This window comes from Gilliamella apicola (genome assembly GCF_003202655.1).
Taxonomy (GTDB): domain Bacteria; phylum Pseudomonadota; class Gammaproteobacteria; order Enterobacterales; family Orbaceae; genus Gilliamella; species Gilliamella apicola_R.
Map to the genome: position 1 here is coordinate 94969 of NZ_QGLR01000013.1, position 23859 is coordinate 118827.

Genomic DNA, 23859 nt, shown 5'->3' on the forward strand with positions numbered 1-23859 from the left:
ATGAAATTCAATTTTTTTAAAAGCCGTAAAACATTATTAAATGCGATTTTAACATCGCTGTTGATTTTGACCGGCTTAACTAACTCAGCATCAGCTGATGAAAAAAAATTTAAAGTGGTTACCACATTTACCGTTATCCAAGATATTGCTCAAAATGTAGCTGGCGATGCCGCGGTTGTTGAATCAATTACTAAAGTCGGCGCTGAAATTCATGAGTACGATCCAACTCCGCAAGATATTACTAAAGCCCTTTCTGCTGATTTGGTGTTGTGGAATGGTTTGAATTTAGAGCTGTGGTTTGAACGTTTTTTTGAGGATGTCAAAAATGTGCCTTCCGTTGTTGTGACAGAAGGTATTGATCCTATGCCAATTCAAGAAGGTAGTTATAAAGGTAATCCCAATCCACATGCATGGATGTCACCAACCCTTGCTTTAACTTATGTTGAAAATATTCGAGCCGCTTTGGTTAAATATGATCCAAAAAATGCCGAGATTTATAATAAGAATGCCGCAGAATATGTGGCGAAAATTAAGGCACTTGATGCCCCACTACGTGAGCGTTTAGCGAAGATCCCCGAATCACAACGTTGGTTAGTCACTAGTGAAGGTGCATTTAGTTATTTAGCCCGTGATTATAATCTTAAAGAAGCATATCTATGGCCAATTAATGCCGAGCAACAAGGAACACCTAAGCAAGTTAAAAATCTTATTGATTTAGTCCGAGCGAATAATATCCCTGTGTTATTTAGTGAAAGTACTATTTCCGATAAGCCTGCTAAGCAAGTAAGTAAAGAAACCGGCGCTAAATATGGCGGTGTGCTTTATGTCGATTCACTCTCGACCAAAGATGGTCCAGTTCCAACTTATATCGATTTATTAAAAGTAACGGTTGAAACAATCGCTAAAGGATTCGAAAAATAATGACACAAATTTGCTTAAATGTTGATGATATTACCGTGACTTATAATAATGGTCACACTGCGATTCATGATGCTAGTTTTCGGCTAAATGGTGGCACAATCTGTGCGCTGGTAGGCGTTAATGGTAGTGGAAAATCAACACTATTTAAAAGCATTATGGGGATGATAAAACCTACTAAAGGTCAGGTGACATTTAATAATATCTCGGTAAAACAGGCATTAAAGCAAAATATTATTGCTTATGTTCCGCAAACCGAGGAGGTCGATTGGGATTTTCCAGTTTTGGTATCGGATGTAGTGATGATGGGTCGTTATGGTCATATGTCTTTTTTACGAATACCGAGTAAAGAAGACAAGAGACAGGTCGATTTAGCACTAGACCGAGTCAATATGTTGGATTTTAAACATCGCCAGATCGGTCAACTTTCTGGCGGTCAAAAAAAGCGGGTCTTTTTGGCAAGAGCTTTAGCTCAACAAGGTAAGGTTTTATTGTTAGATGAGCCATTTACCGGCGTTGACGTTAAAACCGAAAATGCCATTATCGATCTGCTTAAAGCTCTGCGAGATGAAGGTCATTTGATTTTAGTTTCTACCCACAATTTAGGTAGTGTGCCTGAATTTTGTGATCAAGTGGTATTAATCAACCAAACAGTGTTAGCTTTTGGCGAAACCAAAACCACCTTTACACCACAAAATCTAATGACAACGTTTGGTGGTGCACTACGTTATTTAAGTTTATCTGGCGAACAATTGCACCAAGATGAAGATCCTCGCAAGATGTCAATTTTAACCGATGATGAACGTGCCGCAGTATTTTATGGTGAAGGCAGTGATAATTCTGCTCATCAGGATTTACTTGTCGAACCAACGGTTATTGAAACTAAAGGGCAACACTAATGGAACTACTTCTTGAACCATTTACCTATGGTTTTATGTTAAAAGCCATTTGGGTAAGTAGTATTGTTGGTGCCGCATGTGCATTTTTATCGGCATTTTTGATGTTAAAAGGTTGGTCATTAATGGGCGATGCCCTTTCGCACTCTGTCGTGCCTGGTGTGGCCGGTGCTTATGCGCTCGGTTTGCCTTATTCGGTCGGTGCTTTTTTTACTGGATTGTTAGCTGCTTTGTCAATAACGATTGTACGTGCTTTTACCCGCTTAAAAGAAGATGCCATTATTGGGTTTATCTTTTCAACCTTTTTTGCTATTGGACTTTTAATTATTTCCCTAAACCCAACCTCCATTAATGCTCAAACCATTATTTTTGGTAACATTTTGGGAATTGATGATAGTGATATGTGGCAAGTGCAAATCATTATTTTGGTTTCGTTTATTTTGCTTCTCTTTTTTTGGAAAGATCTGTTAGTGGTATTTTTTGACGAAACCCATGCTCGTTCCATCGGCTTAAGACCATTAGCGTTAAAGATCCTATTTTTTACCATTCTAAGTGCCTGTACTGTGGCAGCATTGCAAACCGTCGGCGCAATCTTAGTTATTGCGATGGTAGTAACCCCAGGGGCAACCGCTTACCTACTTACCGATAGGTTTTCACGGTTATTAATTATTTCGGTAATTATTGGTGCGCTAACCAGTGCCATTGGCGCTTGGATCAGTTACTTTTTAAATGGCGAAACCGGTGGCGTAATAGTAACACTACAAACATTAGTCTTTTTAACCGTCTTCTTATTTGCACCTAAACAAGGTTTGCTTTCCAACCGACGCCGAATTAGACAAGCAAGACGAGGGGGATCTCTATGACCGCATTATGGGAACTTATCTATCATCCCTTAACCATTCCTTTTGTTCAACGGGCTATTTTGGCCGCTTTAGCTACTGGAATTGTTTGTGCCCTGCTGTCGTGCTTTTTAGTGTTGAAAGGCTGGTCATTGATGGGAGATGCTATTTCTCACGCCGTATTACCAGGCATTGTACTCGCTTATTTGGCCGGTATCCCACTGATAATAGGTGCGTTTACTTCCGGATTATTTTGTTCTGTCGCTACCGGATACATTAAGGAAAATAGTCGAATAAAAGAGGATACCGTAATGGGAATTGTCTTTTCGGGGATGTTTGCCTTTGGTTTGGTACTATTTTCTAAAGTTGAAACATCGCAACATTTGAACCATATTTTATTCGGTAGCGTATTAGGAACAAGTTATCAAGAATTAATACAAATCATCGCCATTGCGAGTATTGTTTCGATTTTAGTTATTATTAAACGACGCGATCTGATGTTGTACTGTTTTGATGCGGTGCAAGCGAAAGTGGTTGGTTTGCCTGTTAAATTATTACATTATGGTTTATTGAGTATATTGGCGTTAACCATTGTTGGCTCACTAAAAGCCGCTGGTGTTATCTTAGTTATTGCAATGCTAATCGCCCCAGGTATTACTGCATTTTTGTTAACCAAACGTTTTGAGAAGATGTTAGTGATTGCGGTGATTGTATCAGCTTTTTCGACGGTAACCGGTACATTAATCAGTTTTCATTTAGATGCCTCAACCAGTGCTTGTATTGTAATTTTACAGGCGTTTATCTTTGTTATGGCTCAGTTTTATCGAGTCTATGTTAATCATAAAGTAAGGCATTAATTGAGCTAGTGTAAATGCTTTGCATTATTCAACATTTACACTAGTTATTAAGGCTTAACTATTCATCATCCAAATATTTACCGGCATCAGCATAATTATCAAACCGTGAGAATTGACCTTGGAATTTTAAGCGTACTTTGCCTATTGGACCATTACGCTGTTTACCTAAAATGATTTCAGCAATACCTTTATGTTCCGATGCTTCGTTATAAACTTCATCACGATAGATAAACATAATCACGTCAGCATCTTGTTCAATAGATCCAGATTCACGTAAGTCTGAGTTAACCGGCCGTTTATCAGCGCGTTGCTCTAAGCTACGGTTAAGCTGTGATAAAGCTACGACGGGGATTTGTAACTCTTTCGCTAAAGCTTTTAATGAACGTGAAATTTCCGCAATCTCAAGCGTTCGGTTCTCGGATATATTTGGCACTCGCATTAGCTGTAAGTAATCGACCATGATCATACTTAAACCTTTATGTTCACGGTAGATTCGTCTTGCCCGTGAACGCAACTCCATAGGTGTTAAACCGGATGAGTCATCGATATAGATATTTTTCTTCTCAAGGAGTAAGCCCATGGTGCTCGATATTCTTGCCCAATCATCATCTTGCAATTGACCAGTACGAATACGAGTTTGGTCAACGCGTGACAACGACGCTAACATACGCATCATAATCTGTTCAGATGGCATCTCTAAACTAAAGATAAGAACTGGTTTTTCTTGCATCATAGCTGCGTTTTCGCAAAGATTCATCGCAAAAGTAGTTTTACCCATTGATGGACGAGCCGCAATGATAATTAAATCTGAACGCTGTAAACCTGCGGTTTTTTTATCTAAATCAAGAAAGCCGGTTGATACTCCAGTCACCCCATCATGTGGGCGTTGGAACAACTCTTCAATTTTTGCCACAGTAGCTTCTAGCACCTCAGTGATATTTTTCGGCCCTTCACCTTGCGTAGTACGACTTTCGGCAATTTGGAAAATTTTACTTTCGGCCAAATCTAAAATTTCAGTACTATCTCGACCTTCGGTTGAGTAGCAGTTGTCAGCTATTTCATTTGAAGCGCTAATCAGTTCACGCAATATCGCTTGTTGACGAATGATATCCGTATACGCCACCACATTAATGGCGCTAGGGGTGTTTTTGGAAAGCTCTGCTAAATAAGCAAATCCGCCGACATCGACTAGTAGGTCTTTACTTTCTAAGCTTTCAGAAAGTGTGATCAAATCAATCGGGGTACCACGACTGACTAGGGTATGCATTTCTGAAAAGATAAGTTGATGATGACGAGAATAAAAATCACGGTCAGTAATCATTTCAGCAACAACATCCCAACGCTGATTATCTAGCATTAGACTGCCTAGTACAGCCTGCTCGGCCTCGATAGAGTGAGGCGGCAATTTAATATTTTGTACTTTTGATTTTTTTGCGTCTTGATTTTTCAGTTCTTTATTTGAATCATCAGTATTCATTGCATTCATCTTTTTATTTAAATTAATTTAATCGTTAGCTAATTGGCTTACTGTATAAATAATGGTCCTAAAGCACATTTAGGAATTTGATATTCTAATGGATAATCCACCTGAACCAAATATAAACCTTCTGGTTTTGCTGTTGCTGCCGCTTGAGTACGGTCTTTAGCTTTTAATAGCTCATCGATCCACTGCGGTGGTTGATTGCCAGCACCAACCTCTAGCAAACTCCCGACAATATTACGCACCATATGGTGAACAAAGGCATTGGCTTTGATATCGACAATAACATATTCGCCCTGTCTTGTAACTGCAATATGATGAATATTACGCCAAGGTGTCCGTGATTGACACTGCGCCGCTCTAAACGATGAAAAGTCATTTTCACCTAATAAATATTGTGCTGCTTGATGCATGAGTTGTTCATTTAATGGCAGATAATAGTGTGATACCCCTTTAGCTAAAATAGCCGGACGATAACGGTGGTTATAAATCACATATCGATAACGGCGAGCTGTTGCGCTAAATCTAGCATGAAAACTATCATCAACACTTTTTGCCCAGCGTACAGCGATATTGTCAGGAAGATGGGAATTGACACCCATTGTCCATGCTCCTTGTGCACGCTGAGCAGTGGTTTCAAAATGAATAACTTGCCCTGTTGCATGGACGCCGGCATCAGTTCTTCCGGCGCAAAATACCGTTATGGTTTCATTGGCGATCACTGATAAGGCAGATTCTAATCTTTGTTGGATAGAGTCAACGTGCTGTTGACGTTGCCAACCAAAATAGCCACTGCCATCATACTCGATACCTAATGCAATCTTACAGGTAGTCATTAATTAAGATCTCAAGCGTCTCGATTAACATTAGTCCACCTAAGTAACGGATATTATCCGCCACTGACCAAAATTGAATTTGCTCATAATTGCCATAGCTGTGTCGTAAATTAGCCAGCTTAATGGTTAAGTTGTTTTCAGCTTCGGTGTTTACTTCGGTTACTGGGGTTGGTAAATCTTCACTTTTCACTTCTACCCCAAATTCACTAAAACGAGCCATATCTAATTCAATTGGTAAGCTGCTGGAAACATTCACCGCTTGAGCCAATCCGTAAAATACCGGCACAATAACTGATTCAATAGAGATAGGTAAATCATAATTACTTATCACTTTACGAATTTGGTTAATCTGCGAATGTTCACCTAAACTTCGGTGATCAGACTCATGAGAAATTGGTAATAGATTAAAAGCCAATTGATTGTCAAACAGCTCATTATCAACTGGCATACCATTAAGTAACCGAGCACTTTGTCCTGCAAGTTCATCAATACCTGGTTTGCCATATAGTGATGATGGAATAAAGCTACTTACATGTAGATTAGTTAACAATTGGATATCAGCTAATGACGCCACACAGCGCAATAATTGAGATACCGTTGGACTAGCTACAGCAATGATGTTTTCATTGCGATATTCGGTCAATACACTGTTATTTACTTTAGGCACAATTAATGGAATATGATCTTGATCAGCAAAAAAGCCACTAGCATCGATAACAATACAACCTGCTTGTGCGGCTGTTTGAGCATATTTTTCGCTGGTTTTACTGCCAGCAACAAAAAAGGCAAAATGGCATTGGCTCCAATCCATTTGTTGACTATCAATCACGGTTAAATTTTTACCCGCAAAGCGTACAACTTCACCGGCGCTGTTGTCGCTACCGACTAAATAGAGATTTTCAATTTCAATAGTTTTTGAGTTATTTAATAACTCAATTAGCGCAGAACCCACTTGTCCTGTCGCACCAACAATGGCGATATTCCATGCAGACATATAATAAACCCGAATTAAAAAATTTAGTGGCAATTATACCACTTTATTGTTAAAGATTTTTGAAAAAAGATATTTTCTAAAATTTGGAATCTTGCTCGAAAAATTGAATTTTTATTAATTACAACTTCGACAATTCTCGCTAAAGTAATTTTATCGATTATTTAATTTTATTGATGATTATGACAAAAACATCATTATCGGTCATAGCCCGAAAGGCGAAGGTTTCAATTGCTACTGTATCAAGAGTATTAAGAACACCAAACTTAACAGCTCCACAAACTCAACTTCTAGTTTACCAAGCGATGAAGGCTTTAAATGTTGATATATCAAAAAATTTAAAAGACTACCAATTAATACATCAAAGCAATAAAATTTTAATTATTGATAACCAGCTCATCTCTAAAAGTCTGATTAATTTTGGTATTGAACAAGTGTTACATGAAACTGGATTTCAATGGTTTTATTGGCAATTTTCTTATCATGCCAAAAATGATATTTATCATTTAATTCAATATATTAAACAAAATTGCTTTATTGGTATTATAATTATCAATCAAGCACCCTACTTCAGCCAGTTGTATAATTATAAAAAATCATTACCACCAATCATATTTGTTAATCACTTTAAGAATAACTTTTCGTGTGTCCATTTCGATCATCTGACCATTGGTTTTCAAACCACTCAGCATTTGATTGATCAAGGGCATAATAAAATCGCCATTTTTGTTAATAGCGATAAAAATGCCAACTCCTCCCTTTTTTTACAGGGCTATCAACAGGCATTGCAACGCATTAATATGCCAATCGATACTGATTATATCATTCAAGGTTGCCTAACCTATGAACATGGGCGAGAAGCCGTTAGGAGTTTACTTCAAAGCAATAAGCCACCATCAGCGATTATTTTTGAGGATCATAGTAGCCTATCTTGTTTTGATTGCGATAGCTATCATGCACAAAATTATATATCGAGTTATCGCTCACTTTTTGGTGCATTACACCAAGCTAAAGAGAGTCAATCGCAACTGCTACATCCGCTTGCAATTACTTATATTAGCTATTCCAATGATCTTCAATATAATGAGTTAGATCGGCTAAGTAGAGTCAATAAACCTTTATACCAAATGGGTTGTAAATCAGCCCAGTTATTATGTCAAATTCTTAAACAAGATATGACATCATTATCACAATGTCATATTATCGATACCGAAATGTTTTTTGTTAAATAATCGTCTATTTTTTATATCAAATAACCTATTAGTTAGGAGATTGATATCAATCTTTTTGGCGATAATTTATTGAGGATTTGGCTTCCTGCACCAATAAATTGTTGCTCCATATAAATTCTCACTAATGTTTCAACGGGTACAGAGCTTTCAACAGTAACGGTTCTACCTAATAAGATATCTTTCCCTTGGCTTTCACTCAATACCACTTTTCGGCTCGCTTGTAATGGGCTATCGACAGGCATAAGTAATGGTTCTTTTTCACTGATATTTTGCAACTCATCTAGGCTGATCATTTTATCGACGGGATAATTTGATACCTGCAAGCGTCTTAAATAGATCACATGCGCACCACAGCCAAGTAATTCACCTAAATCATCGATAATGGTTCGAATATAAGTCCCTTTTGAGCAATGGATCTCTAAAGTTAATTCCTGTTTAGCAAAATCGTATTGGATAAACTGATTTTCGTAAACGCTAATCGGTCTGGCTTCTCGCTCAATGACAATACCTTGGCGAGCGTACTCATAAAGTGGTTTGCCTTGATATTTTAAAGCCGAAAACATGGTAGGCACTTGTAAAATATCACCGCGAAAATGGCTTAAGGCCTCATCGATTTGTGTTTGAGTGACATTGACCGGTTTAGTGCAGATTACTTGACCATCAGCATCAGACGTATCGGTACGTTCACCTAATTTAGCAATCACGCGATAACGTTTATCAGAATCTAATAAGTATTGTGAGAACTTAGTCGCTTCACCAAAACAGATCGGCAACATTCCGGTTGCTAATGGATCGAGCGCACCAGTGTGTCCTGCTTTTTTAGCATTGAATATTCTTTTCACTTTTTGTAAGGCATCGTTTGATGTCATGCCTTGCGGTTTGTCTAATAACAAAACGCCGTGAACATCACGGCGAGTTTTCTTTATATTCATCATTAATATTTAATCTGAAATGGATCATACTCCTCAATATTTTTTACAACATTGAGCAGTTTTTAGTTATTAATCTTTATGACGCTCGTTGTCTTGTTTGATAACATCCGAGACTAAACTCGACATCTGCATGCCTTTAACCAGCGACTCATCATAGAAGAATTTAATTTCAGGAATAATTCGCAAACGCATCGCCTTACCAATTAGTGTACGAATATACCCTTTTGCATCATTTAAGACATTCAATCCTTGCTCGATAACTTGCGGATCATCATCATTTAAAAACGTCACAAATACTTTTGCGTAAGAGAGGTCACGTGAGATATCTACACCGGAAACAGTTACCATGCCTAAACGTGGATCTTTGATTTCGCGCTGTAAAATAATCGCAATCTCTTTTTGTAATTCATGTCCCACGCGAGATGATCGATTAAATGCTTTTGCCATATCTATTTTCCTTAAAATATGTTTAAGCAAGGCTTAAAAAACCTTGCTTATCACATGTTAACCTATTAATTAACCAATTAATTAAATAGTACGCTTGATTTCGACAGTTTCAAAGACTTCGATAGTATCGCCAACGCGAACATCATTGTAGTTACGAACACCAATACCACACTCCATGCCGTTACGAACTTCGTTAACATCATCTTTGAAGCGACGTAATGATTCAAGTTCGCCTTCATAAATAACCACGTTATCACGTAATACACGAATTGGGTTATGACGTTTAACCACACCTTCGGTTACCATACAACCAGCGATTGCGCCAAATTTAGGTGATTTAAATACATCACGCACTTCAGCAAGACCAATAATTTCTTGCTTGTATTCTGGAGCAAGCATACCACTCATGGCTTGTTTGACTTCGTCAATTAGGTCATAAATAACCGAATAGTAACGGAGATCTAAGTTTTCTGCTTCGACAACTTTACGCGCTGACGCATCGGCACGAACGTTAAAACCTAGAATGATTGCGTTAGATGCGGCTGCAAGTGATGCATCCGTTTCGGTAATACCACCTACGCCTGAACCAATGATTTTAACTTTAACTTCATCTGTTGATAGTTTAAGTAATGAATCACAAATCGCTTCAACCGAACCTTGTACGTCAGCTTTAAGAACGATATTAAGTTCAGATACGTCACCTTCCGTCATGTTAGTAAACATGTTTTCCAGTTTCGCTTTCTGTTGACGAGCAAGTTTAACATCACGGAATTTACCCTGACGATATAAGGCAACTTCACGGGCTTTCTTTTCATCTCGAACAACAGTGGCTTCATCACCTGCTGACGGTACGCCAGAAAGACCTAAAATTTCCACCGGAATTGAAGGTCCAGCTTCGGTCACTTCTTTACCTAATTCGTTACGCATGGCACGAATACGGCCATATTCAAATCCACACAGTACGATATCGCCTTTGCGTAAGGTACCTGATTGAACCAGTACAGTCGCAACCGGACCACGTCCTTTATCAAGGAAGGATTCGATAACCACCCCACTGGCCATACCTGATTCATAAGCTGTAAGTTCAAGGACTTCTGCTTGTAATAGAATTGCTTCAAGTAGTTGGTCAATTCCGGTACCTGCTTTCGCTGAAACATGAACGAACTGAGTGTCACCGCCCCAATCTTCTGACATTACGCCATATTGAGCGAGTTCACCTTTAACACGTTCTGGATCTGCTTCTGGTTTATCAATTTTGTTTACCGCAACAACAATTGGCACATTTGCGGCTTTCGCATGTTGAATCGCTTCGATGGTTTGTGGCATCACACCATCATCGGCAGCAACCACTAATACCACGATATCGGTGGCTTTAGCACCACGAGCACGCATTGAGGTAAACGCGGCATGACCCGGAGTATCTAAGAAAGTGATTTCACCGCTAGCAGTTTTAACGTGGTAAGCACCGATGTGCTGAGTAATACCACCCGCTTCGCCTGACGCCACTTTTGCTTTACGAATATAGTCAAGTAATGAGGTTTTACCATGGTCAACGTGCCCCATGATGGTTACAACTGGCGCACGAGAAACTTTTTCCGCACCGGTATCACGGTCACTCATTAATGATTCTTCAAGTTCGTTTTCACGACGAAGTACCACTTTGTGTCCCATTTCTTCAGCAACAAGTTGCGCAGTTTCTTGATCGATAACCTGATTGATGGTTGCCATGGCACCCATTTTCATCATAGTTTTAATCACTTCTGAGCCTTTAACTGCCATTTTATTAGCTAGTTCAGCAACTGTGATGGTTTCACCAATAACCACATCGCGATTGATAGCTTGAACTGGTTTTGTGAAGCTTTGTTGTAAAGAACTTTTGCCTTTCTTCTTGTGATTACCACGAGTAACGGCACGAGCTTCTTCACGCTCTGCTTTACCTTCTGATAACTTGCTCGATTTCTTCTGTTTAGTTTGTTTATTACCGCGTCCACGACCACGACCACCTTCAACTTCACGATCGGTATCATCTTCAGCAGCACGAGCATATTTAGAAGTAGTGACATGATAATCGTCATCGTCACTATTATCTGTCTCTTCGCTGTCGCTATATTGTTCAGCAAGTTTACGCGCTTCTTCTGCCATACGTTTGGCATCTTCTTCAAGTTTACGACGGTTTTCTTCTTCCGCTTTACGCTTGATTTCGTTTGCTTCTGCTTCTAAGCGTGCTTTTTCATCTTGTGCTTTTTTGACTTTTGGATCAACAGCTTGTTCCTGAGCAGTTTTAGCTTTCTGTTCCTGCATACGTTTTTTAGCTTCAGCTTCAGCCTCAGCTTTAGCTTCTTCTTCACGTTTCTTTTGTTCTTCAGCCGCTAATTTTGCTTTTTCTTCAGCTTCTTTACGCGCTTTTAATTCAGCTTCTTGCTTGGCTTTTTGTTCCGCTTCAAGACGTGCTTTTTCTAACTCAGCGGGATCTTGTTTAACAATCGTACGTTTTTTACGAACTTCAACTTTGATTTCTTTACTCTTACCACCACCGCTAGACACATTGAGTGTTGAATGTGTTTTACGTTGCAAAGTTAATTTTGTTGGGCCTTGCTGAGGTTTTAAATGCGCAAGCAAAGCTTCTTTTTCCTTTTGGGTCACAGTGTCAGATGCAGTTTTTTTCATACCAGCATCAGCAAACTGTTGCAAAAGTGTTTGCACTGGTGTCTTTATTTCTTGAGCCAGTGTTTCGATTGATACTTTGGTCATGTATTACTTTCCCTCAATTATTCATTTGCAAACCAACAAATATTACGGGCAGCCATAATAAAATCGCCAGCTTGTGTGCTTGTTAAACCTTCAATATCTGCAAGGTCATCTGTACCTTGTTCAGCTAAATCTTCTAAAGAGACTATATCATGCTGCGCTAATTGATAGGCTAATTCTTGTGTCATACCTGGTAGATCTAAAAGATCTTGTTCAGGTTGTTTGTTACCACTTTGAGCAAGAGCAATTGTTGTTAATGCATCTTTTGCTCGATTTCTTAATGCTTCAACCAATTCTTCATCAAGTTCTTCAATTTCAAGTAACTCATCAACTGGTACATAAGCAAGTTCTTCTAGTGAAGTAAAGCCTTCTTCGACTAAAAGTTGTGCAAGTTCTTCTTCAATATCTAGATATTTCATTAGATTATTGATGGCTGCAAAAGATTCCGCTTGATGTTTTTCTTGTAAATCTTCAGTACTCATTACGTTTAACGTCCAACCAGTAAGTTGCGATGCTAAACGGATATTTTGGCCATTACGCCCGATAGCTTGCGGTAAGGTATCGGCATTAACGGCAACATCCATAGTGTGTTTGTCTTCATCAACCACAATAGATACTACATCGGCTGGCGCCATCGCATTAATGACATATTGGGCTGGATTATCATCCCATAAAACGATATCAATACGTTCGCCACCAAATTCATTCGAAACCGCTTGTACCCGCGCGCCGCGCATACCAACACAGGCACCAACCGGGTCAATACGACGGTCGTTACTGCTAACGGCAATTTTAGCGCGAGAACCTGGGTCACGAGCAACACCTTTGATGTCGATCATCTCTTCACCGATTTCTGGCACTTCAATGCGGAATAGTTCTTCCATCATTTCAGGATTGGAACGACTAACACAGAGTTGCGCTGGTTTATTATCTTGTTCAACAAGATATAAAATGCCGCGCACACGGTCACCAATGCGAAAGTTTTCACGTGGTAACATATCGTGGCGAGACATCATCGCATCAGCGTTATTACCTAAATCAAGGATAACACTATCACGATTGGTCTTTTTAACAATACCGGTTACGATATCACCAATTCGGTTTCTAAACATGTCAATAACCATAGCACGCTCAGCTTCACGAACTTTTTGTACAATAACTTGTTTAGCCGTTTGCGTCGTGATACGGTCGAATGCGACTGACTCAATTTGTTCTTCAACATAATCACCTATTTTCACATCTGGATCTTCAAACTTTGCTGCTTCCAGTGTGATTTCTTTAGTAGGTTGAGTAACTTCATTAACCACTAACCAACGACGGAAGGTATCATAATCTCCGGTTTTGTGGTCAATTTTTACGGTAACATCAATATCAACAGTATGTTTCTTTTTAGTTGCCGTTGCTAACGCGTTTTCTAGCGCTTCGAAAATCTTATCTCGGGTAAGTGCTTTTTCATTTGATACCGCTTCTACAACAGCTAAAATTTCTTTATTCATCCTTTTACACCCGTACTCTATTTAAGGTTAAAATTAGGTACAATGTTTGCCTTTTGAATATTGCTAAAGGCAAACACTTCATCACTACCATCGACGATTAAAGTAATCATTTCATTATCGATGGCTTTAATCTGTCCTTTCCACTTGCGGCGATTGGCAACCGGAATACGCAAACTGATTGTGACTTCTTCACCAACAAAACGTTGATAATGTTCAAGCGTAAACAAAGGCCGATCCATACCTGGTGACGAAACCTCAAGATTATAAGCATCTTTGATAGGGTCTTCTACATCAAGTACCGCACTAATTTGTCGACTAACATCAGCACAATCATCAACGGTAATACCATTTTCACTATCAATATATACGCGCAAAACAGGGTAACGACCACGAATGTATTCAATCCCAACTAGTTCAAAACCAAGGGCATTAACAGGCTCTCGAATGATATCGGTCAATTGCTGTTCTAAATTAGCCAAACAAACCTCCACTGCAGAAAATAAAAAAGGGCATAAAGCCCAACATTCCTTTTAAACTCGCGTTTAAATCATAACATATAAAAAAACCTCGACAAGCGAGGCTACATTTAAAACATAATATAATGAAGCCACTTGATTCGAACTTTCAGACAATAAAAATGGGATAGATTAATATGAATGAAAATTTAAGTGGTTGCGGGGGCTGGATTTGAACCAACGACCTTCGGGTTATGAGCCCGACGAGCTACCAAGCTGCTCCACCCCGCGATAGATGGCTGAAGATTATACTGTCTTTTGTAAAAATTGCAACCGAAAATCATAGCATAATTAACAAAAAAACCTTAAAGTTATTGAAAACTAAATTGCTATAATTTTGAATTGTAGACAATCAAGATTAATCTTTAGTTGCGATTAATATGTGTTCAATTGGTCATTTTTCAAGTGAATTAATCCGCTTAATACATATAGCGGATTAATCATTTGGTAAAGTTATTTTGGCGTTGCTGCTTTCATGGTTTTCACAAATGCGGCTAATTCGCTCAGCATTTTTTCTGGATTATCAAGATTGTTCTCAATAATTTTAACTGTTGCTGAACCGGCAATAGCCCCTGCTGCACCTGATTTAATCGCTTCACTGACCTGAGCCGGTTCTGAGATACCAAACCCTTGAATTGCTGGTGGAGCCTTAAATTCAGTCAATTTTTCGAGTAAATGTGTAAGTGGTTTATTAGCTCGATTTTCCGTACCAGTTACCCCTGCTCGCGATACTAAATAAGTATACCCCTTACCATGTTTAGCAATATTTTTGATCACATCATCGTCAGCATTAGGTGGGCAAATAAATATTGGCGCAATAGCATGTTGTTCGGCGGCGCCAGTAAATTCTTCCGCATACTCAACCGGTAAATCAGCAATTAATACCGAATCCACTCCAGCTTTGGCACATTTAGCATAGAAGTTATCAATACCATTTTTAAAAACTAAATTAGCATAGATTAATAATCCGATTGGCACATCAGGATTGTTTGTGCGAATTTTGCTTAAGATTTCAAAACATTTTTCAACGTTTATACCACCATTAAAAGCCCGAATATTGGCGTTTTGTATGGTTGGACCATCCGCCATCGGATCAGAAAAAGGAATACCTAATTCTAACGCGTCAGCTCCGGCGTCAATCATGGTTTGAATAATTTGGTATGAAAGTTGGGGATTGGGATCGCCAACAGGAACAAAAGGAACAAATGCACCTCGTTTTTCGACTGTTAAGCGGTCAAACAGTTTTTGATAACGACTCATTCTATTTCTCCTTTTGCTTTTAATACATCGTAAACCGTAAAGATATCTTTATCACCACGACCAGATAGATTGACAATTAGTAGTTGCTCTTTGTTTGGATTTTCTTTAATCATTTTCAGTGCATATGCTAATGCATGTGATGATTCTAAAGCTGGGATGATCCCTTCATGACGTGATAAAGCTTGAAATGCTTCAAGGGCTTCGTCATCAGTGGCAGAGACATATTCTGCTCGCCCAATACTATCTAAATAAGCATGTTGTGGACCTACCGCTGGAAAATCAAGCCCTGCGGAAATCGAATAAGACTCTTCAATTTGCCCTTCGTCGGTTTGCATCATTGGTGTTTTCATACCGAAGTAGATGCCTAGTTTGCCATGTTTAAGTGATGCGCCATGTTCACCACTTTCAATACCATGCCCACCTGGCTCAACACCAATTAATCTGACTGATTTATCATCAATAAAATTAGCAAACATCCCAATAGCGTTTGAACCACCACCAACACAAGCAATAACGGCATCTGGTAATCGCCCTTCTTTTTCCAAAATTTGTTGTTTTGCTTCACGGCTAATCATTTGTTGGAATTCACGCACAATAGTCGGGAATGGGTGCGGACCAGCAGCCGTACCTAACATGTAGTGTGCGGTTTGGTAACTACCAGACCAATCGCGTAGTGCTTCGTTACAAGCATCTTTTAACGTTGCTGAACCTGTTTCCACCGGAATAACGGTGGCGCCCATCAGTCGCATTCTAAATACATTCGGTGCTTGACGTTTAACATCTTTGGCTCCCATGTAGATTCGGCATTTTAAGCCTAATAATGCACAAGCTAATGCCGAAGCAACACCGTGCTGACCAGCACCCGTTTCGGCAATAATTTCGGTTTTACCCATTCTTTTAGCCAAGAGCGCTTGGCCTAATACTTGGTTTGTTTTATGCGCACCACCGTGAACTAAATCTTCGCGTTTTAAATAAAGTTTGGTTTTGGTCCCAGCAGTGAGATTTTTACATAGTGTTAAGGCTGTTGGACGACCTGCATAGTTAACCAAAAGATCGTTAAATTCTTTTTGGAAACTCGGATCGTGTATCGCCGATATAAAAGCATCCTCAAGTTGTTCAAGCACTGGCATTAAAATTTGCGGTACATATTGACCGCCAAATTTGCCAAAATAAGGATTTAATTTAGACATAACCATTCCTTCAATATAATTAGTTAAATTTGTTCAAATACTGCTGTAATTTTTTGTTTATCTTTAATGCCGGGTGAAACTTCAACGCCCGAGTTAAGGTCAACACCTATGACATCGGTAGCGAGTGCTTCACTAACATTTTGCGGATTGATACCACCAGCTAAAATGACGTTACTTAAATCTTTGCCACGTAATAGCGACCAATTAAAACTTTTACCTGTTCCACCGGCGCCATTATCAAATATATACCTTGATACCAATGGATTATCATGATTTGGAATACTATCGCCGATACTTAATGCTTTCCAGATTTGACAGGCTGCCGGCAATTGTTGGCGAAGTGTTTGAATATAATTATCATCCTCATGACCATGCAATTGCACCGCATAAAGTGATAGTTGTTTAGCTATTTCACAAACATCTTCAATATCACTATTTTTAAATACACCGACCCAATTTAACGGAGCTGCTGCTATAACACTACGTGCTTTAGTTGCTGTGATATATCTTGGTGAATTTGCCACAAAGATTAATCCACCATAAACCGCCCCCGCTTGATAAACGGTGATAGCATCCTGCGCTCTGGTTAAACCACACACTTTATTTTCTCCTAGCATCACTTTACGGATAGCTAAGGTTAAGTTTGGTTCAGACATTAACGCACTACCAATTAAAAAACCGTTAGCATAATGGCTAAGATCTTTAACTTGATTATGGGTATAAATCCCCGATTCACTGATAATAATCCGATCATCAGGAATAGATTTAGATAATATTTTTACCCGATTTAAATCAACTGATAAATCACGTAAATTACGGTTATTAATACCGATAACTTTAGCACCAAGATAAATGGCTCGCTCAACTTCTTGTTCCGTACTGGCTTCAGTCAAAACCCCCATATTAAGTTGATGAGCAATTTGGCTAAGATGGCGATACTCATCATCATTTACCACCGATAACATTAATAAGATAGCATCCGCCTGATAATATCGCGCTAAATAAATTTGATATTCATCGATAATAAAATCTTTGCAAAGTACCGGTTGAGTAACTTCATTACGCACCATTGGTAAAAATTCAAAGCTACCTTGAAAATATTTTTCATCGGTTAAAACTGAAATTGCCGAGGCATAATCTTTATAAACTTTAGCAATCGTTGCCGGATCAAAATCATCACGAATTAAACCTTTTGATGGCGATGCTTTTTTACACTCTAAGATAAATACCGTTTTCGGTTGATTTAATGCTTGATAAAAATCACGATCACTTGGTACAACTTTGCTTTTAAAGTTAGCCAGTGGATTTTTAGCTTGCTGTTCAGCCAGCCATAGTTGTTTATCTGCAATAATCTTTTTTAACACTGTTGCCATTTCAACATTTTCGGTTAATGCTGCAATTGCCATTATATTCTCCACTTATTATCTTGCTGCTAACTTCTGTAAAAGCTCATAGGCTTTGCCACTATGCATCAATTCAATTGCGCGTTGGGCATTTTGTTTTAAATCTGACTCACCAAATAGACTGATCAACATCGCCACATTTGCGGCAATCGCTGCTTCATGGGCGGGTTTACCCTGTCCTTGTAAAATCGCTAGCAATAAATCGCGATTCATTTCCGGCGTACCACCTTCAATATCTTTTAAGGTGTATTGTTGTAAACCAAAATCTTGTGGTGTCAGGGTGAAATAGCGAATTTCGCCGTTTTTTACTTCAGCAACTTGGGTTTCGCCATGAATCGCGACTTCATCCATACCGGCACCATGTACCACATAAGCATGAGTATAATTTAACATTTTTAATGTTTCTGCAATCGGTTTTATCAAATCAGGGTGATAAACACCGAGTAAAATACGTTTTGGTCGAGATGGATTAATCAACGGCCCAAGAACATTAAAAATTGTTCGTGTTTTTAATTGTTGACGCACTGGAGCAGCATGACGGAAACCTGAATGATACTGCTGAGCGAACAAGAAGCACACCCCTAATTCATCAAGCGCTTTTCTCGATGCTTCCGCTGACATATTTAGTTTAATACCTAACGCGGATAACACGTCTGATGATCCTGATTTGCTTGATACACCACGATTACCATGCTTGGCCACTTTATACCCTAAAGCAGCAGTAACAAAGGCACTGGCTGTTGAGATATTGATACTGTTAGTACCATCACCACCGGTACCGACAATGTCGGTAAAATCATAATCAGGAACTTCAAAAGCATCGGCATTTTCAAGTAAGGCTTGCGCCGCACCAGCGATTTCATCTGGTTTTTCGCCTCGCACTTTCATACTTATAATCGCAGTTGCCAAAACTGTTGGTTCGATTTTACCTTGAATTATAAGATTAAACAGTATTTTACTCTCTTCTTGAGATAATACCTGTCCTAAATACAATTTATTTAAAATCGGTTGGATATTATATTCTTGCTTATCGACAATTGCCTCTTGTTTTGCTTGCGGTTGTTTTTGAACTGGATTAAGTGCCCATTCAATAGTTTGCTCTAATAATTTTACCCCTTGAATGGTTAAAATCGATTCAGGATGAAATTGAAAACCACAAACCCGATCTTCATCATTACGTACCGCCATAACGATATTATTACACATAGCATTAACGGTTAGTGTTTTTGGAATGTTTTCACCTTTTAATGAGTGATAGCGTGCCACCGGTAATGGATTGGGTAAACCTTTAAACATCGCTTGCTCATCATGTTCAATTAATGAGGCTTTACCATGCAAGATATCACCTGCGGGCACAATCATACCGCCATAAGATTCGACAATCGCTTGATGTCCAAGACAGATACCGATGATCGGTAATTTTCCTTTTAAACGTTTAAGTAGTTCCGGCATTGAACCTGCTTCACTTGGCGCTCCCGGCCCTGGGGATAACATTAAAATAGGATTTTGCATTTGTGATAATTTTTCAATGATCACATCGGCGGGAATAGTGTTGCGATAAATTGTCACGTTATGTTGATTATGACGTAACTGATCAACCAAGTTATAAGTAAACGAATCAACATTATCAATAAATAAGATATTAGCCATTAGAATACACCTTCTACATTATGCGCTGCCATAATCGCGCGAACAACAGCACGAGCTTTGTTACGTGATTCATCCGATTCTTCTTGTGGTTCTGAATCTAAAACCACCCCACATCCGGCTTGTACGGTTGCTATACCATCTTCCACATAGGCACTGCGGATGACAATACAGGTATCAAGATCACCATTAGCAGTAAAATACCCAACAGCCCCACCATAACTTCCTCGTTTTATCTTTTCCGATTCAGCAATTAACTGCATTGCTCTAACTTTTGGTGCGCCAGTTAATGTTCCCATATTCATGGTGGCTTGATAAGCATGCAAGGCATCAAGATCTTGCCTTAACTGACCAACGATTCGCGAAACCAAATGCATAACATAGGAATAACGATCCACTTTTAATAACTCTTTGGTATATCGGCTTCCTGGCTGACAGATTCGGGCTAAATCATTGCGAGCCAAATCAACCAGCATTAAATGTTCAGCAAGCTCTTTTTTATCGGTACGCATCTCTAACTCTAATCTGCTATCTAGGTCATAATCAATTTCGCCATTGGCTGTTAAACCACGAGGACGGGTACCGGCGATAGGATAAATTTCTACTTGATTATTGGCTTTGTTATATTTAAGTGCACTTTCAGGTGAAGCGCCAAATAGGGTAAAATCCTTATCTTGCATATAAAACATATAAGGACTAGGGTTATTATTTTTTAAGACTTGATAAGCAGATAATGGCTCTGGACAAGGTAATGAAAAACGTCTTGATGGAACCGCTTGAAAGATTTCCCCTTGTTGAATCGCATCTTGCATTTTCTTCACCATGGTATTGAAATCTTCATCACTTTTATTGCAAGCGACCTGTATTTCAGCCAATGATTGCGTTTTAATTGGTTGCAAAGGCTGATTGAGTTTATTGTGTAATTCGACCAATCGCTGATTTAAACGGCTAATTTCATTAGGACAAGAAGTAAACGCGGTTGCTTTTAATAATGAGACACGATCTTTGTGATTAATTTCCAGTAACGTTTCGGCCAGATAAAAGCGAAAATCTTGACAACGTTGTTCGGTTGGTAAAATCGGTAAATGTTCAAAACCCGTCACCAAATCATAGGCAAATAATCCACCAACAAAAACAGCATCAGTACTGGCATCTTGAGGAATATTGACGATATTTAATAAAGTTCTTAAAGCATCAAATATCGATAAAGACTTTAAGCGAGAATCCTCATCTTGCAAACTGTCAATCGGTGGAAAAACTAATTTAAGATTATTTTCATCTAATTGGATTTTGCTAACGTTATCGGGAAAAGCTTGTTGCAATAAAGGAAGTAATTTTTGACCGTTACTGGTTAACGCTTGAAAAATCACTTCGTTATTCAGTGCCGAAATCGTCAAAGCACTATCAACGATCATCACACTTTTTATGCCCTGTTTATTATCAATTTCGGCAGATTCAAGCAACAATGTTGCCGTTTTGTTATCACAAAGTTGATAAAATGCCCGAGTCGGATCCTGATAATAACCAATAGTCTTGATTATCTGTGTTAATGTAGGCTTATTCATTGTTGACTCTCTTTTATAAAATTATTTTTTATCTTTTTTTAAACTAAAAAACCCGCACTGAGCGGGTCTTGTGAAAATAGGACATCATCACATCACCCGCGAAAAGTGATGCGCCACCAACCAAAGTGAATGAATGGGCAAGTAATCAGATGTAAAAATTGTATTTTCATAATGTTATTGGTATAAAATAGATTTTGTACTATTAAACTAGTTCAATGATGCGATGTCAAGTGAATATTTTATGTTCGATAAGTAAAAACAATTTTTACAAAATAAAAAAGCGCGTTGATTAAAGCGCGCTTTTTATGGTTAACGTAATGGCATTTCCGATTGAACTACTTTAATCGGCTTGTTTCTAGTATTAGATTTAGAGGTTCTTACATGGTTGGTGATCCACAATTTATGATGAGGTTGACATTGAGGACCTAAGTAGATTTTTTCTAAATAATCTTCTATTTTGCCATAATTAACAAATAGACTATTGGCATAAGCATAATTGGTCGGTGCTTGTATTAGATCATCGGCAATATTGGTAATATAAATCATCCGGCACTCATCTTCATCCTCAAAAGCCGCATGTTTAACTAAACATGAGATAGGCATCAATGCTAAAGCAATCAATTGATCTAATGATTTTATTTTTTTAAATTTTCTTAAATCACAAACTTTCAGTTCAATTTCTTCTAATTTTTGCCTAATAGTTTTTATTTTTTCTTTTTCATCCAATGATTTCAAATAGCCATTCCATTTCTTATCAATGTTTTTATTACTTTGATGCTCTAAATAAAAGGAGTACTTGTTACGTTTAGCAATACTAATGTAGCCATTTTTTGGATCGAAATAGAGACAGCGGAATAATGGCAAAAGACCAACAGAAGATGTAATATTTTTTTCCGCCATAGTTTCAGAGTTTTTGGGGACTGAATTCTCGTTTAAGTCATTTTCGGTTTTATCATTCTTATGATTTAAACTTTTATTTGAAACATTTATTCCCATAGTTGCAACTGTTTTTTTAGCTAAAACATTTTGTTGCGAACTAAAATTTTTATATTTTGATGAAGAATTAATACTCTCAGAGTTAATAATTCCCTCAATATTTTTACTAAAAAATTCCTGATTAAAAACCACACTGACACTTGATCCGACAATATTATTTTCATTACCATAAAGCCTAAATTGATTTAATGAATTATGATTAAATGAAAAACTAGCTAAAAAAGTTTTGATCTCATTGTCTTTTTCAGTCTTAACTCCTAACCAATCAGTTAACACTTGGTTTTCAGTTGGATCATTCATAAAATCGACCACATTTAAACGAAAGTCACTTGGTTTATTTTTTAACAGATTAAATAAAACTTCTGGTTTGGTATAATGAGCCACCTGCCGCTCAAATACTAGTCCATCATTATTTTTAGATTCATTTAAATTAAATTTTACAAGTAATTCCTTTTGTATCTCAATCGTTAATTCTCTAATATTACAAATTTTGTTTACCAAGTCATTTCGCTGTTTTTCTTCAAATATTGATAAATTTTTATTGCTAATCACAGATAACATGATTTGAGCAATAATATAAATTTCAAACATATCATCATAATAAACCACATTTTGATAATACTCTTCCGCTGATTTTAATTTATTTTTTGTTATCCCATAATAAGCATTATCACCTAATTTAGCTTGAGCATAAGCATAAATATATGGATTATCTTGCTTTTCAACATTTAAATAAAATTTTTCAGCTTGCTTGATATTTTGCTTTTCTTTTTCGTAAATATAACCTAAATTAAATTGTGCCTTAGCATATACCTGTGGATTATCTTGCTTGTTAACATTTAAATAATAGTTTTCAGCCTTCTCAATATCGTTTTTCTCTTTTCGATAAATAACACCTAAATTAAATTGTGCTTGAGCATATCCCTCTCGATTATATTGCTTTTCAACATTTAAATAATATTGTTCCGCCTTTTCAATATCATTTTTTTCATTCCGGTAAATAACTCCTAAATTATATTGTGCTTGAGCATATTTCTCTGGATTATCTTGCTTTTCAATATTTAAATAAAAATGTTCAGCCTTCTCAATGTTATGTTTTACTGTATGGTAGATAATACCTAAATTAAATTGTGCTTGAGCATATGCATTTGGATTATATTGCTTTTCAACATTTAAATAACAGTGTTCAGCCATCTCAATGTTATTTTTTGCTGTTTGGTAGATAATACCTAAACTCAATTGTGCTTGAGCATATACCTTTGGATTATCTTGCTTATCAACATTTAAATAAAATTGTTCCGCCTTTTCTATATTGTTTTTATCATATTGATAGTTATAGCCTAAGCAAAATTGTGCATCAGAGTATATCAGTGGATCATCTTGCTTTTCAATATTTGAAAGATATTTTATTGCTTGCTGCCAATCTTGTTTATCGAAATAATAAATCACAAACAATTCATACTGAGCCAGTGCATATTCTTCATCACCATCTTGACCATCATGCCGAGTGATTTTTTTGAGTTGCTCAATTCGTTGTTCGATTTCGGCTTCTGTTTTTTGTTGTTCCATTTCAATCCCTTTTTTCATTATTTTTATCTTCAATATTAATAG

Annotated in this window: 19 protein-coding genes and 1 tRNA gene; 5 read left to right on the top strand and 15 right to left on the bottom strand. The window is 37.8% G+C overall.

What is annotated here, in order from left to right:
• From DKK70_RS11760 to DKK70_RS11775, 4 genes are read left to right on the top strand one after another with little or no spacing between them, the layout of a single operon-like run.
• Complete coding sequence (locus tag DKK70_RS11760) at nt 1–921, top strand: metal ABC transporter substrate-binding protein (RefSeq protein ID WP_110434187.1); 921 nt, start codon at nt 1–3, stop codon at nt 919–921.
• A complete protein-coding gene (locus DKK70_RS11765; protein ID WP_110434188.1) occupies nt 921–1817 on the top strand; it encodes a manganese/iron ABC transporter ATP-binding protein in 897 nt (298 codons plus the stop codon). The genes DKK70_RS11760 and DKK70_RS11765 overlap by 1 nt, the downstream gene beginning before the upstream one ends.
• Nucleotides 1817–2677 (top strand): metal ABC transporter permease, encoded by an 861-nt coding sequence (locus tag DKK70_RS11770; protein ID WP_110434189.1) that lies wholly within the window; start codon nt 1817–1819, stop codon nt 2675–2677. Before DKK70_RS11765 ends, DKK70_RS11770 begins: the two co-directional genes overlap by 1 nt.
• Nucleotides 2674–3510, top strand: coding sequence for a metal ABC transporter permease (locus DKK70_RS11775; protein WP_110434190.1), 837 nt, complete (start codon nt 2674–2676; stop codon nt 3508–3510). Before DKK70_RS11770 ends, DKK70_RS11775 begins: the two co-directional genes overlap by 4 nt.
• A gap of 58 nt (nt 3511–3568) precedes the next feature.
• Here the strand turns inward: DKK70_RS11775 and dnaB are convergent, their stop codons facing one another.
• From dnaB to DKK70_RS11790, 3 genes are read right to left on the bottom strand one after another with little or no spacing between them, the layout of a single operon-like run.
• Nucleotides 3569–4987, bottom strand: a complete 1419-nt coding sequence (gene dnaB, locus DKK70_RS11780; RefSeq protein ID WP_110434191.1) for a replicative DNA helicase — start codon at nt 4985–4987, stop codon at nt 3569–3571.
• 47 nt (nt 4988–5034) lie between these two features.
• On the bottom strand, nt 5035–5826 hold the full coding sequence (truA, locus tag DKK70_RS11785; protein ID WP_110434192.1) for a tRNA pseudouridine(38-40) synthase TruA: 792 nt from the start codon (nt 5824–5826) through the stop codon (nt 5035–5037).
• A complete protein-coding gene (locus tag DKK70_RS11790) occupies nt 5813–6820 on the bottom strand; it encodes an aspartate-semialdehyde dehydrogenase (protein ID WP_110434193.1) in 1008 nt (335 codons plus the stop codon). The genes truA and DKK70_RS11790 overlap by 14 nt, the downstream gene beginning before the upstream one ends.
• Nucleotides 6821–6999: 179 nt before the next feature.
• Between DKK70_RS11790 and DKK70_RS11795 the strand changes: the two genes are divergently transcribed.
• Complete coding sequence (locus tag DKK70_RS11795) at nt 7000–8049, top strand: LacI family DNA-binding transcriptional regulator (RefSeq protein WP_181415997.1); 1050 nt, start codon at nt 7000–7002, stop codon at nt 8047–8049.
• Between the two features lie 32 nt (nt 8050–8081).
• Here DKK70_RS11795 and truB read toward each other — a convergent pair whose 3' ends face one another.
• From truB to DKK70_RS11855, 12 genes are all read right to left on the bottom strand, one after another.
• Nucleotides 8082–8984, bottom strand: coding sequence for a tRNA pseudouridine(55) synthase TruB (gene truB / locus DKK70_RS11800; protein ID WP_110434195.1), 903 nt, complete (start codon nt 8982–8984; stop codon nt 8082–8084).
• A gap of 66 nt (nt 8985–9050) precedes the next feature.
• The gene (gene rbfA / locus DKK70_RS11805; RefSeq protein ID WP_034882735.1) at nt 9051–9428 is read right to left on the bottom strand and encodes a 30S ribosome-binding factor RbfA; all 378 of its coding nucleotides are present in this window, start codon (nt 9426–9428) and stop codon (nt 9051–9053) included.
• Between the two features lie 81 nt (nt 9429–9509).
• Nucleotides 9510–12179: a translation initiation factor IF-2 gene (infB, locus tag DKK70_RS11810; RefSeq protein WP_110434196.1), complete on the bottom strand. Its 2670-nt coding sequence runs from the start codon at nt 12177–12179 to the stop codon at nt 9510–9512.
• Between the two features lie 17 nt (nt 12180–12196).
• The gene (gene nusA / locus DKK70_RS11815; protein ID WP_110434197.1) at nt 12197–13672 is read right to left on the bottom strand and encodes a transcription termination factor NusA; all 1476 of its coding nucleotides are present in this window, start codon (nt 13670–13672) and stop codon (nt 12197–12199) included.
• Between the two features lie 17 nt (nt 13673–13689).
• Nucleotides 13690–14151 (bottom strand): ribosome maturation factor RimP, encoded by a 462-nt coding sequence (gene rimP, locus DKK70_RS11820; protein WP_110434198.1) that lies wholly within the window; start codon nt 14149–14151, stop codon nt 13690–13692.
• 190 nt (nt 14152–14341) lie between these two features.
• Nucleotides 14342–14418 (bottom strand) — tRNA-Met (locus DKK70_RS11825).
• 222 nt (nt 14419–14640) lie between these two features.
• Nucleotides 14641–15447, bottom strand: coding sequence for a tryptophan synthase subunit alpha (trpA, locus tag DKK70_RS11830; RefSeq protein WP_110434199.1), 807 nt, complete (start codon nt 15445–15447; stop codon nt 14641–14643).
• Nucleotides 15444–16637, bottom strand: a complete 1194-nt coding sequence (gene trpB, locus DKK70_RS11835; RefSeq protein ID WP_034882724.1) for a tryptophan synthase subunit beta — start codon at nt 16635–16637, stop codon at nt 15444–15446. The genes trpA and trpB overlap by 4 nt, the downstream gene beginning before the upstream one ends.
• 23 nt (nt 16638–16660) lie before the next feature.
• Entirely contained in the window at nt 16661–18043 is a 1383-nt protein-coding gene (gene trpCF / locus DKK70_RS11840) for a bifunctional indole-3-glycerol-phosphate synthase TrpC/phosphoribosylanthranilate isomerase TrpF (protein WP_110434200.1), read from the bottom strand.
• 15 nt (nt 18044–18058) lie between these two features.
• Nucleotides 18059–19690 carry a bifunctional anthranilate synthase glutamate amidotransferase component TrpG/anthranilate phosphoribosyltransferase TrpD gene (gene trpD, locus DKK70_RS11845; protein ID WP_110434201.1) on the bottom strand — a complete coding sequence of 544 codons (1632 nt, stop codon included), beginning with the start codon at nt 19688–19690 and terminating at the stop codon, nt 18059–18061.
• Nucleotides 19690–21252 carry an anthranilate synthase component 1 gene (locus tag DKK70_RS11850; protein ID WP_110434202.1) on the bottom strand — a complete coding sequence of 521 codons (1563 nt, stop codon included), beginning with the start codon at nt 21250–21252 and terminating at the stop codon, nt 19690–19692. The genes trpD and DKK70_RS11850 overlap by 1 nt, the downstream gene beginning before the upstream one ends.
• A gap of 309 nt (nt 21253–21561) precedes the next feature.
• Entirely contained in the window at nt 21562–23835 is a 2274-nt protein-coding gene (locus tag DKK70_RS11855) for a tetratricopeptide repeat protein (RefSeq protein ID WP_110434203.1), read from the bottom strand.
• Nucleotides 23836–23859: the final 24 nt, after the last annotated feature.

What these genes read in the sequence shown, in the direction of transcription:
- DKK70_RS11850 (WP_110434202.1), bottom strand. Translation starts at nt 21,252, where the DNA reads ATGAATAAGCCTACATTAACACAGATAATCAAGACTATTGGTTATTAT.
- DKK70_RS11760 (WP_110434187.1), top strand. Translation starts at nt 1, where the DNA reads ATGAAATTCAATTTTTTTAAAAGCCGTAAAACATTATTAAATGCGATT.
- DKK70_RS11790 (WP_110434193.1), bottom strand. Translation starts at nt 6,820, where the DNA reads ATGTCTGCATGGAATATCGCCATTGTTGGTGCGACAGGACAAGTGGGT.
- DKK70_RS11765 (WP_110434188.1), top strand. Translation starts at nt 921, where the DNA reads ATGACACAAATTTGCTTAAATGTTGATGATATTACCGTGACTTATAAT.
- DKK70_RS11795 (WP_181415997.1), top strand. Translation starts at nt 7,000, where the DNA reads ATGACAAAAACATCATTATCGGTCATAGCCCGAAAGGCGAAGGTTTCA.
- nusA (WP_110434197.1), bottom strand. Translation starts at nt 13,672, where the DNA reads ATGAATAAAGAAATTTTAGCTGTTGTAGAAGCGGTATCAAATGAAAAA.
- DKK70_RS11855 (WP_110434203.1), bottom strand. Translation starts at nt 23,835, where the DNA reads ATGAAAAAAGGGATTGAAATGGAACAACAAAAAACAGAAGCCGAAATC.
- trpB (WP_034882724.1), bottom strand. Translation starts at nt 16,637, where the DNA reads ATGTCTAAATTAAATCCTTATTTTGGCAAATTTGGCGGTCAATATGTA.
- infB (WP_110434196.1), bottom strand. Translation starts at nt 12,179, where the DNA reads ATGACCAAAGTATCAATCGAAACACTGGCTCAAGAAATAAAGACACCA.
- trpA (WP_110434199.1), bottom strand. Translation starts at nt 15,447, where the DNA reads ATGAGTCGTTATCAAAAACTGTTTGACCGCTTAACAGTCGAAAAACGA.
- DKK70_RS11770 (WP_110434189.1), top strand. Translation starts at nt 1,817, where the DNA reads ATGGAACTACTTCTTGAACCATTTACCTATGGTTTTATGTTAAAAGCC.
- rbfA (WP_034882735.1), bottom strand. Translation starts at nt 9,428, where the DNA reads ATGGCAAAAGCATTTAATCGATCATCTCGCGTGGGACATGAATTACAA.
- trpCF (WP_110434200.1), bottom strand. Translation starts at nt 18,043, where the DNA reads ATGGCAATTGCAGCATTAACCGAAAATGTTGAAATGGCAACAGTGTTA.
- trpD (WP_110434201.1), bottom strand. Translation starts at nt 19,690, where the DNA reads ATGGCTAATATCTTATTTATTGATAATGTTGATTCGTTTACTTATAAC.
- truB (WP_110434195.1), bottom strand. Translation starts at nt 8,984, where the DNA reads ATGATGAATATAAAGAAAACTCGCCGTGATGTTCACGGCGTTTTGTTA.
- dnaB (WP_110434191.1), bottom strand. Translation starts at nt 4,987, where the DNA reads ATGAATACTGATGATTCAAATAAAGAACTGAAAAATCAAGACGCAAAA.
- DKK70_RS11775 (WP_110434190.1), top strand. Translation starts at nt 2,674, where the DNA reads ATGACCGCATTATGGGAACTTATCTATCATCCCTTAACCATTCCTTTT.
- truA (WP_110434192.1), bottom strand. Translation starts at nt 5,826, where the DNA reads ATGACTACCTGTAAGATTGCATTAGGTATCGAGTATGATGGCAGTGGC.